We start from the raw sequence: 13804 nt of genomic DNA on the forward strand, positions 1-13804 counted from the left end.
TGAAAATTTGATGGTCATTTTAGATGGAAAATATTATCCAGCATGTTATTATTGTGCATAAAATAAACACTTAAAATTGTATTTATTATGGTCGAATTATCTGCTCCTCAGAGTACTATAATGAGTCATTCTGATCTGGCTCAAGAGAAACTTAAGATTGTGCAACAAGCAAAAATGGATGAAGAACGATTCATGCAGGAACTGTTTATTTTTTTGCAAAATAGACGTGCATCAATCCTGGAACAGCAATTTGACCTGAAAACCCCATTAACAGAACTTGCGAAGGATTGTGGCTATCAAGATCTTCCTACGGCTTTAAATAATGCAAAAAATGCACGTGGGCAGAAACCACTAGTGCAAGCGCTGCAAGATCAGGATTTCTCCGTAGCAAGAGCTTTACTCGATTCTGGTGCCGATTATGATGCTCAGGCAATAGAGGAATATGATATTGCTATAAACAGTAAACGCGGGCAAGAGGCGCTTCAACAACAGATAATTACCCCTCCCGAAGCCTATACTCCTTCAGCTCCGGATAAGTTACACCCAGTTAAAGAATTTGGTCTTGTATTGGGTATAGTAATGACCAGCCAAGATGGTATTTCTTCTCAACGCGCTCATGTAGGACCTACATATCAATTGATGACGGATACTGTAAAGGAATATAGCCAGAGCGGTAGTAAAGAACCCGCAAAAGAGGACTTCAAGCAAATTTCAGATGCCTTTGCTTTTGCAAATAAAACCGCTAATTTTCAACACAGTACCCCTGAAGGAAGTCCAGAAGCAGGAGATGCGCTTTGTAAACGAATACAAACAGGAGATGTAACTAGCGTCCCTATTAATTGTAAAGGACACGCCATGGGACTTGCTTTTATGCCAGTCGAAGGAAATCCTGATAAAACATATTTAGTATTTACCAACCGAGGGGTAGGTGCTGCAGGAAAGTATGGGACACAAATTTATGAAATAGATAATAAAAATATTACTCCAGATTTTATAAACAATGTGATGAGCGGTCATGATAATGGAAAATCCCATGCACAAATTATGGAGTCAATTAAGCAGGTCACTCAAGGCAAAGATCCTGTATGTACTATCGATCAAAAACCACAAAAATATGATAATTGTACTATAGCAAATACGCGCGCTAATATTCATGGAATACTTCTATGTCAAGAAGCAAATCGCAAAGGCGGTTTTGAGCATGTGAATCAAGAAGTACGTGATGAAGTAAAACAACGCTATAAAGATTTTACCAGTGACATGAGAGATAAAAAAATTCAGCAACTAGAAAAAGCTTTAGAGAACGATCCTGAAAATCAAGATTTAAAAGCTCTAGCCAAAGGGTATTTGGAAAAAACTAATAGTAAATCTTCTGATAGATTGAGCGCTGCGGTTGCAGAAGAATCTCAACAGTCAATCAATATGAATAAGCCTTAACTAAAAGCTGATCCTATGAATTAGCATTATACTTGCCTGGGTGAAAAGAAGTGTAGCCTGGGTTTTTCGTGAAATAGCTGCCCAGATTACGGCTAGTGACTTGTCCCAGGATATCTCCAATTCCTCGAACTGCGAACGCAGTGAGGGATTCCCAATAATCAATTAAATTCACATAGCTATTTTTCAGGTTTATGATTTTCAACGGAACGATCAGAAATTCTACGGATAAACTCCGACATTTCAATCGACTCTTGACCTATTTTTAATGAGCTACGGACAAAGTTTGCTGCCTCTAATATGCTGTTCAGATTGTATTTGTTTCGTTGAATCGAATGTAAATAAGCAACAAAAAACTCTGTTTTCAAATTACCAATTCCTTTACCCATGCCAGCAAGTGTTGCATCGATAAAGCGAATTTCTAAAAAGATTCTTCGGTCAGCTTATTGTTGATATTCCTTTGCACCGGCAATAATTAATTTGTAAACTCGTTCACTGATAATGCCTTGCTCGAATTTTGCTTTCGCATCCCAGGTCATAAGTTGTCCCTTTTGCCGTACCAGTTTACGCGTAGCAGAGGTTACCTCGTTAGGGTCACTTTCAAGTAAAATATCCCGGACTTCTTCGTCAAATACAAGATATTCTCTTAATGCCACCCTTTTTTCGTCTACGGTAGGGACAAGTTTTTGCCAAATACACAATCTAATTGTTTCTAGGATATCAATGGTTCTTCCTAATCGCTCTTCACCGGAAAATGAGGTTACAAGCCGACGCATGGTTTCGGCAACGCCTGAAGTATGTAAGGTTGTATATACGGGGTGTCCAGTAAGTGCTGCTTCTAATGCGGCACTAATTGTTTCCGCATCACGACACTCACCTACCATGATTAAGCGCGGTTTACGTCGCAAAGCGTTTCTTACTCCATCTGCAAAGCTCGGCAAATGCCGAGGAATTTCTGATTGGCTAACTACGGCAGATATGGTTTCAATTTCATCATAGACAAATTCAATTGGAGATTCATAGGTCAGTACTTTACGGTTTGAATCTTCTGTTTCTATCAAATCACGAATAATAGATGCCAATAATGTTGATTTACCAGAGCCGGTTGCTCCTGTAATAAATACAATACCTTCCTGAGGCGCGATGGCTTGAAGGATATTCTCTGGCAGATTCATGGTTTCAAGCCTGGGAGGTGTGGTCGGGATAGTTCTTAACGTGATTTGGATTGCATCGTGACCCTCTACAAGGCATGCTGTTCCATTGACCCGATATCGGTATCGAACACCCCGATTAGGGCGAAATTCATAGTGGGTATCGATATCTTTACCTGAAAGAAGTTGTGTTGTGGCGTTGGGGCCATATATCGCATTTATTAAATCACCCAGTTCGGTATTAGATAAACGACGATTGGTAATTCGTAATAGCTTTCCATAAACTTCAGCATAAATAGGCTCACCCGTTTGGATTGTAATATCGGAAGCACTCAGACGCTCTGTGTGCTCCAACATTTTGTCCATGAACAGTGGAGTAAAACGCGTGGGTTCATCGGGCATCAAATAAGAATTGTTATTCATACTTCGTATCAGTGAATTCTATTGTTATCGTTAATTGGAGCGATTGTCGGCTGCCAGGATTTATCCGTTATTATAATTTTAGAACGATTTGCCAATTTTTCCATGTTTTTGAATTGTTCTAAAGCATTTTCATCCTTAGAAACCGCAGCGCGCCATTGTTCACTGTTTATATTCAGAGCTGGTAATGCAGTAATTCTTAATACGCGATCATCAATATGAATTTCTGAGGCATCACCTGTGATTCCTAAGTCTGTATGAGAGACATAAGGAGGAGTTACCATATTCATTGCTAATAATTTTCTATAAAGAATCATTCCGCCAAAATCTTCTTTAATGCGAGCGATATTTTCTTCAAGAATGGTATTGGCTTGATCAATACCATTTTTCCAACCTTTGGCTGTATAGATACACCATATTTTTTTCTCTACTTTAGTTTTAGGCAACAGCGTATAGTGAGGATATTCTGGTTTAACATAATCGAGCCATAAATATTGCCGCCAAGTTGGTGGGGTGGTAACAAAATGTGCCTGTTTTGCAACTCTATAAGTACGGTCAGAAATGCGGATGGTTTGCGCATCAGCAAGATTGAGGGTGTTTCTACCTTCCAAGAGCACTGGAGGTAAGATATTGTGTTCCAGAATCAGGGAATTAAAATCATAAATAGCATCAAGCCTGCGTGATTGCTTAATCAAATGTTCATCAATGACTTTTGCTCGCCAGGCTAAACCTGCTTGCGCGCCGAGACTTAAAGCAGTTTCTTTCAAAGCCATCTGCCGAATTTTACCGTTTTGCTTTTTATTCCGTTGCTTTACATTCACATTGGCCATAGCTTGTAGCCCTTCTAATGAGCCAGTATCACCCATATTTTTTGAAGAGTGGCATGCAAGCAACAAAGCCGATAATACAACAACTATTAAGCTAGGAATAAATTTTGGCATAGCGTAATTCAACAACCTGACTGTTAGGATAAACATGAATATCAGCTTTTCTACCTGCTTGATAATCTATATCACGCAGGATTTCAGCTAAACTTTGATCTTTAATATTAAGACTGATTAAAACTGGAATTGAAGGGGCTTTTCCTAAAACACGTAGCCTGAAATGGGCTGATTTGGCAATACGGGCAGTTAACTCCTCAATAGGTCCTGACCAATCCACACTGGCTCTAGCTTGTAAGTTATATGCATTAGGTATCGTAAGCGTGTTGTCTTTATGGGGTGGTAGAATTACTTTTTCGACGCGTGCCATTTCATGCATGGAATCGCTTACAGATACAGCTGCTTCTGCTAATTTAATTGTAGCATCATCGCTAGGATTGTTTACCGGTGGTTTTTTAAAGAGTACTCCACCATGTTTACAACCCACAAGCAGGACTGAGGCAATAAATAGCATGAGAAGCTTATTGTTCATTCAATCTTCTTTAATGTCTGGAAATATTCGTTTGATTGAAACAGGAGCTAGGCTGCTTGTCAAGCCTATAAATGAGGAATTGTATGAATTTAAATGGAAATAATTTTGCAAAATTTTTGCTATTAATCATATCGTAGCCTAGATGCAGCGAAGCAAAATTTGTTATTTGATAGCATAGAATCGCCTTTTATTTCGCTGCACAGAGATGGCAAATATGAAGATTAATTTAATTTTTCAAATAATGCATATACAACTTGTCCCGCGTGTTTAAGTTTTATTTGACGCCACTGCTTTTCATCCAAGTCGATAATAGTCGGAGATTCCAAGTAAATAAGACCTCCTCGTTTTAGAATATTGCCTTGTGTTATATCTGCAAGGCACTGAGGGAGATAATTTTGAGCAAAAGGAGGATCCAGAAAAATGATATCAAACTCTTCCTGGCTGCGCTGAAAATATTGCAATGCATCTGTTTGCAGTAATTTGAGTGTTGGACTGTTAAACGCAGTGATTATTTTCTGTAAATTGGAATATGCTTTTGGCGATTGCTCAAGAAAAACAACTCGTGCTGCTCCTCTGGAAAATGCTTCCAAACCCAAGGCACCACTGCCTGCAAACGCATCCAGGCAGCGTGCATCTCTGATGTCATGCATGAGCCAATTAAATAAAGTCTCGCGCACCCGATCCGGGGTGGGGCGTAACCCCTCTACATCTGGGAAATGTAATTTTTTTCCTCGATATAACCCGCCTATAATGCGAATAACCTGTTTCACGATTTGCCTACCGTAAGCAGTAATAATTTATCGGGATTAACTTGTTGCTGGAATGCTTGTCTTACTTGATCACTGGTTACCGAATTAATACGATCAGTATAAGTGTCGAGAAAATCTTCTGGCAGATGATAAAAAGTCATCCGCAATAAAATATTTGCAATACTGCGATTACCTGATAAAGAAAGAGGGAAACTTCCAGTAAGGTATTGTTTTGCCGCATTCATTTCTTCATCAGTTGGTCCCTTATTAATGTAGGTTCGCAAAACATCTTGAATGATATCTAATGCGTTTTTGGTTTGTTTATTTTTCGTGGATAGACTGATAAGAAAAGGCCCTTTTCCTGACATAGGAACAAATTGACTATCGATTCCATAGGTCAAGCCTCGTTTTTCTCTAACTTCTATCGCGAGTCGGGACACTAAAGCACCACCGCCTAAAATATAATTTCCTACAATGAGAGGGAAATAGTTTGGTGCATGATGATCAATACCAATCTGGCCAAGCCGTATCACCGTTTGGGAGGAGGGGAAAGGAATATTTACTGTTTCTGCCTTAGCTAATTGGGTGGCTTTGGGAATGGGGGGAGCTGAATGTCCTTCGGGAAGTTCTTGCGTCAGTTGATCGGCAAGCTGATGGGCCGTCTCACTATTAATTGCACCTACCAAAACTAAAATAGCGTTTTTTGCGACATAATATCGTTTATTAAATTCAATAACCTGGTTCTTATTAATGGCATTAACAGTCTCGGCCGTACCATTAACAGGATGCGCATAGGGATGTTGCTGATATAAAGCTTGGAAAAAATGCAGGTTGGCTACTTCTTCGGGTGACTCTTGACGTTGTTCAATAGCCATTAGCAGTTGTTTTTTTTCTCTTGCAAACGCTTGTTCAGGAAAGTCCGGGTGATTAATGATTTGGGCAAAGGTATTCACTGCTTTGGGCAATGCCTTTTGGTCGACTAGAGTTCTTAGACTAAATATCACCATATCTCTGTTGATCTCGGCTCCATATTGAGCACCCACATCTGCCAGAGACTCAGCTATTTTGTTTGCATCTTGACCTGCATTACCCTGGTTCATTACACGGCTTGTTAAGGCACTTAATCCAAATTGATTTTCATCATATGCAGACCCTGCAGCAAATGCTAAGCTGATATCAAGCATGGGCACTTCCATGGCAGAGTAAAAAACAACCCGAACTCCATTTTTAGTGAACCATTTTTCTGTTTTGAACGTATTTGCTGCTGTTGTATGTGGCAGTGCAATCAGCAATGCCGCAATACATGCGCTAAAAATTCTCATGCTGTCACCTTTTGTGTTTGAGGTTCTAATATTGCCGTTGTCATGTTCTTTTCTTGAAAATAACGTTGAGCCGTTTGTTGTACTTGTTGTGGCGTAATCGCATTGATTGCTTTGGTATAATCATCTGCTTTTTGCCAGCCGATCCCAATAGTTTGTAAAAGACCCAATTCTGAGGCTTGTCCGAAGATTGAATCCTTTTCAAAAGTCTTTTGCGCAATGATTTGATTTTTAATTCGTTGCAATTCTATCTCGCTAACAGGATTGTTCTTCAAATCATCTAATTCGCTAAAAAGCCCATTTTGCAAATCATCTAGGGTATGGTTTTGGCTGGGCGAACCATATATGATAAATTGAGTTTGATATCTTGTATATGGGTTATAATAAGTGTCCGCACCTGTGGCAATGTGTTTGCCGCGAATCAGATTTTTAGAAAAACGAGCGCTTTCACCTGCATCCAAAATTCCTGCGATGATTTCCAAAGCATAAGGCTCATAGGGTTCTTTTGTCGTGCTTACGCTCGGCGCTGAATAACCTATCATCAATAAGGGTAGTTTTGCCGGGGCTTGAATTCGAACAATCTTTTGACCTAACGAAGGCGGTTCTTTTTGCAATCTACGCTCAGGAATTGGATATTTTGGTAAGGCGCCGAAGTATTGTTCTGCCAAAATACGAACCTTTTCGGGATTAACGTCGCCTACTACAACCAACGTTGCATTATTCGGCGCATAATATTTTTTATACCATTCTTGTAGATCTTCAACCTTCATGTTTTTTAGGTCACTCATCCAACCAATCACCGGATGATGATAAGGAGCGTTTAGATGAGCAGTTGCCAGAAAACGTTCAAAGGCAAGTGCTTGAGGATTATCATCAGTACGAAGACGCCGTTCTTCCTGGATTACTTTAATTTCTTTAGCAAATTCATTGGAATCAAAAAGTAAATGATTCATGCGATCGGCTTCCAACTCGAAACTGCTGGCAAGTTTTGAGGCATCTGTTTTTTCAAAAAAAGCGGTGTAATCATTATTGGTAAATGCATTCGCTTGGCCACCAATTGATGCTATAGTTTTAGAGAAGACGCCTAAAGGAAATTTTTTAGTACCTTTAAACATCATATGTTCCATAGCATGAGATACACCTGTGATTCCACCTGGCTCATCTGCGGATCCTACGTTGTACCAAATCATGGATACGGCGATAGGCGCTCGGTGATCTTCTTTAACCAATATTTTTAAACCATTATTCAAGGTAAACTCTTGAACTTGGCTAAAGGTCTGGCAAGATAGTAACATGAATAGAGTAAAGAGTATTTTGCGCACAACTTAACCTCAAAGTGAAAAAGATGATAGAATTCCATATTTTACAGGATTTGTACAGTAAATGATTAAATGGTTTAAAAAAAGTCATAATTCGACTCCTGCAGAGCCCGATCGTTCGCAAGGTGAAACTGATTCGTTGCGTCAAACTCCTATAGAGGTGACCGAGCAGGAACAAGAGCCGATAAAGGAAGGGATTTTTGCACGTTTCAGGAAAGGATTAAGTAAAACCCGTCACCAACTTGGTGATGGGCTTGGCCGACTTTTGTTAGGTAAAAAGGAAATTAGCCAAGACTTATTGGATGAGTTGGAAACTCTTTTAGTCAGTGCTGATTTGGGTGTGGAGACAACACAAGCTGTATTAAATCAGTTGACTGATAGCTTGGCTCGTAAACAGTTATCTGATGGTAATGCCGTTTATGACGCATTGAAGTCGCATTTACAATCAATTTTGAGTCAAAACAATCAGCCCTTAACTATAGAAACCGCAGATCATTCTCCTTTTGTTATCTTAATGGTCGGCGTGAATGGTGCAGGTAAAACGACTACCATAGGGAAACTGGCAAAGCAATTTCAGCAGCAAGGCAAAAAGGTTATGCTGGCTGCGGGTGATACTTTTAGAGCAGCCGCAGTGGAGCAATTGCATGTTTGGGGGGAGCGAAATGATATCCCAGTGATTGCCCAACATACAGGAGCAGATAGTGCTTCGGTGATTTTTGATGCTCTGCAAGCGGCAAAAGCACGCAAAATAGATGTCTTAATCGCAGATACTGCGGGTAGGTTGCATACACAAGGGAATTTAATGGACGAATTGAAAAAGGTAAAACGTGTATTGCAGAAACTATGTCCTGAGGCTCCTCATGAAACAATGTTGATATTGGACGCAAGCATAGGGCAAAATGCTTTAGTTCAAGCACGACAATTTAATGAAGCAATTGGATTGACCGGAATTACCATGACAAAATTAGATGGTACTGCTAAAGGTGGAATTTTATTTGCTATTGCTAATGAACTAGGAATACCCTTTCGTTACATAGGGATTGGTGAAGGGATAGAGGATTTACGACCCTTTGATGCAGCGCAATTTGTTGGTGCACTATTTAATGATCACATTTGACCAAGTGACTAAACGCTATCCAGGTGGATTTGAAGCGTTAAGCCAGGTAAATTTTTCTTTGCAAAAAGGAGAGATGGCTTTTCTTACCGGTCATTCGGGGGCGGGGAAAAGTACTTTACTTAAATTGATAGCTCTTTTAGAGTGGCCCACTTCCGGTCAACTAACTGTGAATGGTTTGCGTTTGAACCAGTTAAAAAAACGCGATGTTGCTGCACATCGCAGCCAATTGGGTATAACGTTCCAATCCCCCTATTTACTTAATGATCGCACCGTATTTGATAATGTAGCTTTGCCTTTGCAAATTCAAGGCATGGCTTATCCTATGATTGCCAAAAGAGTGCATGCAGCTTTGGATATGGTGGGGCTATTAAGCAAGGAAAAAATGCTTCCTGTCCATTTATCAGGTGGTGAACAGCAACGCGTGGGAATTGCGCGCGCTGTAGTACATAAGCCGGCCTTGTTATTGGCTGATGAGCCTACTGGAAATCTTGATCCCAAACTGTCAGCAGAAATCATGACTATTTTTGAGCAATTTAATCAAGTGGGTGTCAGTATACTCATTGCCACACATGATTTGCCATTGATTGCAGGAATGAAACATCGTATTGTCATGCTTAAAGGAGGACGAATGTGTTAAAACGAGCACAAGCAATCCTCGCTTATCATCTGCAAGCAGCGATCCTCAGTTTAAATTCATTATGCCGCAAACCATTGGCTACCATGATGACCTCCCTTGTGATTGCTATTGCTTTAGCCTTGCCGGCTCTTTTTTGGGTGTTTTCTGACAACCTGGCCAAATTAACCGCGAGTTGGCAACGTGGAGGGCACATTTCGCTCTATTTAACACCTGGGTTATCAGAAACAGAACAGCAATTAGTATTGCAAAAAGTTCGTGGAACAGATGGCGTGGCTCAAGTTTCCTTAAAAACTTCTGCGGAGGGGTTGTCTGAATTAATTCATCAAGAGGGGATGCAGGATATTATGCGTTATCTTCCTGAAAACCCTTTACCTGCCGTAGTGGATGTTGTCCCTGCTTTGATTATCGACTCGCCCGCAAAATTAGATTTATTAGCACGGCAATTAAAAACTATAGCGCAAGTAGAAAATGCAAAGGTTGATATGGAGTGGATTAGTCGTTTGCATGCACTTTTAGGTTTTGCAGCCAAGTTTGCAGATGCATTATTGGCCTTACTAGCAACGGCGGTCATTATGATTGTGGGTACTACACTCCGCCTGGCCCTTCATAGCCGACAAGAAGAAATTCAGGTTTTAAAGTTAATTGGAGCAAAAGATCCGTTTATTCTCAGGCCTTTTTTATACTCAGGGGTTTGGTATGGTGCTCTAGGTGCTGTTTTTGCGATTTTTATGGTGAATATTTTTATTTTTAGCTTGGGAGCTGCGGTAAATCAGTTGGCCGTTGCTTATCAAATGCACTATCCGTTAACTGGCTTATCAATGCGACAGATCTTGCTACTTATTTTATTTGCAATTATACTAGGATGGATGGGGGCGCGTTTATCTGTAAAACGACAATTGGCTTCCATTGAACCACAATTATGAGTTGTTCTTTAATTTTACATCTTGTTTTTACAGAGAAATTTTTAAAGGAAGAAGCATGAGTCAATATTTGCAACTTGCCGAAATGAATTTACCTGTGGGCAGTCTTGATTCGTACATTCACAGGGTTAATCAAATTCCTATGTTATCCTTAGAGGAAGAAATCGCTTATGCCGAGCGTTTTCATACTGAAGGGGATCTTGAAGCTGCACGACTTTTGGTTCTTGCTCATTTACGTTATGTTGTTCGAGTCGCTCGTGGTTATTTAGGATATGGTTTACCTCTGAACGATTTAATTCAGGAAGGCAATATAGGTTTGATGAAGGCGGTCAAACGCTTCGATCCCAAGATGGGTGTTCGTCTTGTTTCCTTTGCCGTGCACTGGATAAAAGCAGAAATCCATGAGTTTGTTTTACGCAACTGGCGTATCGTGAAAATTGCAACAACCAAAGCACAGCGTAAATTATTTTTTAATCTTCGCCAAATGAAAAATCGTTTAGGCTGGATGAGTAATGAAGAGGTGAATGCTGTAGCAAATGATTTGGGTGTAAGCCGCGAAGACGTATTAGTCATGGAACAACGTCTGAACGCGATGGACACACCTTATGATGCTCCTGATGCGGATGAGCATGATGAGTTTTATACAGCACCAGAGCGTTATTTATTTAACGCGAATGACGACCCTTCTATATTGTTGGAAAAGGAAAATGCTGGCGATCATGGGCGTGAACGACTGATGCTTGCTCTGGATCAGTTAGACGAGCGCAGCCAAGACATTTTACAGCAACGATGGTTAGCTGAAGAAAAGCTAACATTGCACGATTTGGCTAAGAAATACGGCGTGTCTGCTGAACGGGTTCGTCAGCTTGAAAAAAATGCCATGAAAAAACTGCGGCAATATATAGAAAGTGAGTAATTCCTTAATTCTGGAGCTTCCTCACTGCGTTCGGGATTGACCTATCCTCGCGAACACATAACATCTAGCCTGGGTGAAGCGAGGCGGAACCCGGGCAATCTATGATAGAAATACCGGGCTTCGCTTCACCCCGGTTACCGTTCACTCCAAAAAATTACAAACCAATGGTCCAACTCGTTCATCCAATAAAACACTTACATGATTTGCATCGGGAAGTAAGCAAAGCTTGGAGTTTGGATATTTTTCACAAAACACAATTGATTCTTTAGTGCTAATTGTATTATCTAACTCACCATGAATGCATAAAAAAGAGATGTCAGGGGATTGAGCAATGAAATGGTGTAACCGTATTAGCTTAATATCAAATTGTGCTTGTTGCTTCATAACCTGGCGTAACTGCAGATACCCATGGCCAGTTAGTTTGAATTTTTTTGCAATGTGATTAACAGGACTGCGCATTCGTGTTGGTGATGCAATTAAAATTGCGCGTTCAGGTTTATGATTTAATTGCCATTCAGGAAGTTGACCCGCTATATTGAGGGTATTGAGTAACATCGAGCCACCGAAAGAATGTCCAATGACGGCATAGAATGGTCCATGTTGATTGATGGCATCCTTCAGAATAGCAACCGCATCAGTCCAGGGGAGTTGTAATCCTTTTGCTTCTCCATGTGCGGGAAAATCGAGAGCATATACTTCATAACCTTGCTGGTATAGAGCCTGGATAATGCGTGCCATATAGGCTGCACGTGATATCCATCCATGAGTAATCAGTATTTTTTTCCCATTTGAGTTTTTTGGGGCTACAAAACGATGCAGTACATGGTGTCGTGGGAACTCTTGGTGAATTACTTCCGTTCGCTTTCCCTCAATAAACTCACAAGCCAGTTTGGCAAAATCTCTATATTCCTTTTCCAAAGGAAAAAAGATAGGAGTAATAAACGCTTGATAACACAATTGTGCATGTAAAATATCTCGTACATGGATTAATGATGAAGTTATCATAATTATATCCCCTTCTGAGTTTGTCGGGACTTACGAAAAACCCCAATCTCTTCGTTAAAAAATGTTTTTACTTCGGTCATTTAGTCTATCTAAACTCCCTCATTAAAAACATTGTTTGCCTCGACCTTGGAGTTTTTCGTAAGTCCTTTTTATTTTAAGTGTAGCATCTAAAATACAACATTTTATCAATGGAGTATTTGATCGTTTTATCTTTAATTGGTTTAAACCTGGCAAACGTTTTACGGTAAAAAAAAGGGTGGAAAATGCAAATGATGTTATATGCAGCAGTAGAACTTAATGCATTTCATAACTTTATCTCTTTAGCTCAATTTTATAAACTAGAGCTCCTAAAAGTTAATTCGGGTTTATTTCAGGGGGCTTGAGATGCATACTTCAAATTATATTTATCATGATGATGGACAGGAACTCCATGGATTTGTTGCTTATGACAAATCTTTTGCGGCCCCGCGTCCTGCTGTACTGGTCGTTCATGATTGGTCTGGTCGTAATGAATTTGCATGCGACAAGGCAAAATTACTTGCAGAGATGGGCTATGTTGGTTTTGCTGTAGATATGTATGGTCAAGGCAAGCTTGGTTCTACTACAGAAGAAAAACAGGCATTAATGACTCCTTTGATTTCTGATCAGGCCCTATTACGACGTCGTGTTCAAGCTGGATTGACTGCTGTAAGTTCTATGTCTGAGGTTGATAGTAAGCAAGTTGCAATTATTGGGTTTTGTTTTGGCGGTATGTGTGCTCTTGAGTTAGCACGTTCTGGAGCATCCATCAAAGGTGTAGTAAGTTTTCATGGTTTGCTGCACAAACCTGGAAATCTGAAATCCGAACCGATTAAAGCTAAAATTTTAGCTTTACATGGCTATGATGACCCCATGGTTCAACCCGATACAGCACAGGCATTTTGCAAAGAGATGACTGATGCGAATGTAGATTGGCAAATGCATATGTACGGACATGTACAGCATGCTTTTACTAACCCATTGGCGCATGATACGCAATTGGGAACCATTTACAATGCAGTTGCCGCTCAACGTTCATGGCAAGCAATGAGCAATTTCTTGCAAGAAATTTTGGAAAAATAGTTTTTTTCTGCGCGGAAAAAATTGGGATGCCGGGTGAAGTGAGAATGATAAACTCGGGGTTCCGATTCGTTCAGGTTATGCTGCATTAGCCTACATTCCCCGCTTTATGCTCGGAGTCCAGTAAAGACCGCATTAAAAATAGGTGCGTTTTAGTGTGTCTCTGTAGAGAGCCCGCGCATAAAGCCTGAGAGATCCTCACAAAATTTAGCCATAGTGAGGACTCTCTTGTTGAGTCTGAATAGCACACTGATACAGCATGCTTAAAAGTTTCTCAAAAACTTCTTGAGAGATAGTAATTGCTTT

The 13804-nt window shown here is 40.2% G+C and carries 14 protein-coding genes; 6 read left to right on the forward strand and 8 right to left on the reverse strand.

Features of this window, described 5'->3' with window-relative positions; genetic code table 11:
• Positions 1–87 precede the first annotated feature (87 nt).
• Positions 88–1437 (forward strand): Dot/Icm T4SS effector AnkD/LegA15, encoded by a 1350-nt coding sequence (ankD, locus tag ELY20_RS14940; RefSeq protein WP_110143574.1) that lies wholly within the window; start codon positions 88–90, stop codon positions 1435–1437.
• Positions 1438–1613: 176 nt separating this feature from the next.
• Here ankD and ELY20_RS14945 read toward each other — a convergent pair whose 3' ends face one another.
• From ELY20_RS14945 to ELY20_RS14975, 7 genes are all read right to left on the reverse strand, one after another.
• The gene (locus tag ELY20_RS14945; protein WP_233590619.1) at positions 1614–1802 is read right to left on the reverse strand and encodes a hypothetical protein; all 189 of its coding nucleotides are present in this window, start codon (positions 1800–1802) and stop codon (positions 1614–1616) included.
• Between the two features lie 75 nt (positions 1803–1877).
• A complete protein-coding gene (dotB, locus tag ELY20_RS14950; protein ID WP_110143573.1) occupies positions 1878–3008 on the reverse strand; it encodes a Dot/Icm type IV secretion system ATPase DotB in 1131 nt (376 codons plus the stop codon).
• Positions 3009–3016: 8 nt separating this feature from the next.
• A complete protein-coding gene (locus tag ELY20_RS14955; RefSeq protein WP_110143572.1) occupies positions 3017–3946 on the reverse strand; it encodes a type IV secretion system DotC family protein in 930 nt (309 codons plus the stop codon).
• Complete coding sequence (gene dotD, locus ELY20_RS14960) at positions 3927–4418, reverse strand: type IVB secretion system lipoprotein DotD (protein WP_110143571.1); 492 nt, start codon at positions 4416–4418, stop codon at positions 3927–3929. Before dotD ends, ELY20_RS14955 begins: the two co-directional genes overlap by 20 nt.
• 221 nt (positions 4419–4639) lie before the next feature.
• Positions 4640–5188: a 16S rRNA (guanine(966)-N(2))-methyltransferase RsmD gene (gene rsmD / locus ELY20_RS14965; RefSeq protein ID WP_110143570.1), complete on the reverse strand. Its 549-nt coding sequence runs from the start codon at positions 5186–5188 to the stop codon at positions 4640–4642.
• Complete coding sequence (locus ELY20_RS14970) at positions 5185–6489, reverse strand: M16 family metallopeptidase (RefSeq protein WP_110143569.1); 1305 nt, start codon at positions 6487–6489, stop codon at positions 5185–5187. The genes rsmD and ELY20_RS14970 overlap by 4 nt, the downstream gene beginning before the upstream one ends.
• Positions 6486–7781 carry a M16 family metallopeptidase gene (locus ELY20_RS14975; protein WP_407656346.1) on the reverse strand — a complete coding sequence of 432 codons (1296 nt, stop codon included), beginning with the start codon at positions 7779–7781 and terminating at the stop codon, positions 6486–6488. The genes ELY20_RS14970 and ELY20_RS14975 overlap by 4 nt, the downstream gene beginning before the upstream one ends.
• 88 nt (positions 7782–7869) lie before the next feature.
• Between ELY20_RS14975 and ftsY the strand changes: the two genes are divergently transcribed.
• Genes ftsY through rpoH form a run of 4 tightly spaced genes read left to right on the forward strand, consistent with a single transcriptional unit; the run spans position 7870 to position 11395 of the window.
• The gene (ftsY, locus tag ELY20_RS14980; protein ID WP_110143567.1) at positions 7870–8922 is read left to right on the forward strand and encodes a signal recognition particle-docking protein FtsY; all 1053 of its coding nucleotides are present in this window, start codon (positions 7870–7872) and stop codon (positions 8920–8922) included.
• Entirely contained in the window at positions 8909–9559 is a 651-nt protein-coding gene (gene ftsE, locus ELY20_RS14985) for a cell division ATP-binding protein FtsE (protein WP_110143566.1), read from the forward strand. The genes ftsY and ftsE overlap by 14 nt, the downstream gene beginning before the upstream one ends.
• Positions 9553–10482 (forward strand): permease-like cell division protein FtsX, encoded by a 930-nt coding sequence (ftsX, locus tag ELY20_RS14990; protein WP_110143565.1) that lies wholly within the window; start codon positions 9553–9555, stop codon positions 10480–10482. The genes ftsE and ftsX overlap by 7 nt, the downstream gene beginning before the upstream one ends.
• A gap of 55 nt (positions 10483–10537) precedes the next feature.
• A complete protein-coding gene (rpoH, locus tag ELY20_RS14995; protein ID WP_110143564.1) occupies positions 10538–11395 on the forward strand; it encodes an RNA polymerase sigma factor RpoH in 858 nt (285 codons plus the stop codon).
• A 141-nt stretch (positions 11396–11536) separates the two neighbouring features.
• On the opposite strand, the gene ELY20_RS15000 is transcribed toward rpoH, so the two are convergent.
• The gene (locus tag ELY20_RS15000) at positions 11537–12400 is read right to left on the reverse strand and encodes an alpha/beta hydrolase (RefSeq protein WP_110143563.1); all 864 of its coding nucleotides are present in this window, start codon (positions 12398–12400) and stop codon (positions 11537–11539) included.
• Positions 12401–12784: 384 nt separating this feature from the next.
• Between ELY20_RS15000 and ELY20_RS15005 the strand changes: the two genes are divergently transcribed.
• On the forward strand, positions 12785–13501 hold the full coding sequence (locus tag ELY20_RS15005; RefSeq protein WP_110143562.1) for a dienelactone hydrolase family protein: 717 nt from the start codon (positions 12785–12787) through the stop codon (positions 13499–13501).
• Positions 13502–13804: the final 303 nt, after the last annotated feature.

Origin of the sequence: Legionella qingyii (assembly GCF_003990155.1) — a bacterium.
Classification (GTDB): domain Bacteria; phylum Pseudomonadota; class Gammaproteobacteria; order Legionellales; family Legionellaceae; genus Legionella; species Legionella qingyii.

Excerpts from the sequence above, each read along its gene's own strand:
- ankD (WP_110143574.1), top strand. The coding sequence starts at position 88 with ATGGTCGAATTATCTGCTCCTCAGAGTACTATAATGAGTCATTCTGAT.
- dotB (WP_110143573.1), bottom strand. The coding sequence starts at position 3,008 with ATGAATAACAATTCTTATTTGATGCCCGATGAACCCACGCGTTTTACT.
- ELY20_RS14955 (WP_110143572.1), bottom strand. The coding sequence starts at position 3,946 with ATGCCAAAATTTATTCCTAGCTTAATAGTTGTTGTATTATCGGCTTTG.
- dotD (WP_110143571.1), bottom strand. The coding sequence starts at position 4,418 with ATGAACAATAAGCTTCTCATGCTATTTATTGCCTCAGTCCTGCTTGTG.
- ELY20_RS14970 (WP_110143569.1), bottom strand. The coding sequence starts at position 6,489 with ATGAGAATTTTTAGCGCATGTATTGCGGCATTGCTGATTGCACTGCCA.
- ELY20_RS14975 (WP_407656346.1), bottom strand. The coding sequence starts at position 7,781 with ATGTTACTATCTTGCCAGACCTTTAGCCAAGTTCAAGAGTTTACCTTG.
- ftsY (WP_110143567.1), top strand. The coding sequence starts at position 7,870 with ATGATTAAATGGTTTAAAAAAAGTCATAATTCGACTCCTGCAGAGCCC.
- ftsE (WP_110143566.1), top strand. The coding sequence starts at position 8,909 with ATGATCACATTTGACCAAGTGACTAAACGCTATCCAGGTGGATTTGAA.
- rpoH (WP_110143564.1), top strand. The coding sequence starts at position 10,538 with ATGAGTCAATATTTGCAACTTGCCGAAATGAATTTACCTGTGGGCAGT.
- ELY20_RS15000 (WP_110143563.1), bottom strand. The coding sequence starts at position 12,400 with ATGATAACTTCATCATTAATCCATGTACGAGATATTTTACATGCACAA.
- ELY20_RS15005 (WP_110143562.1), top strand. The coding sequence starts at position 12,785 with ATGCATACTTCAAATTATATTTATCATGATGATGGACAGGAACTCCAT.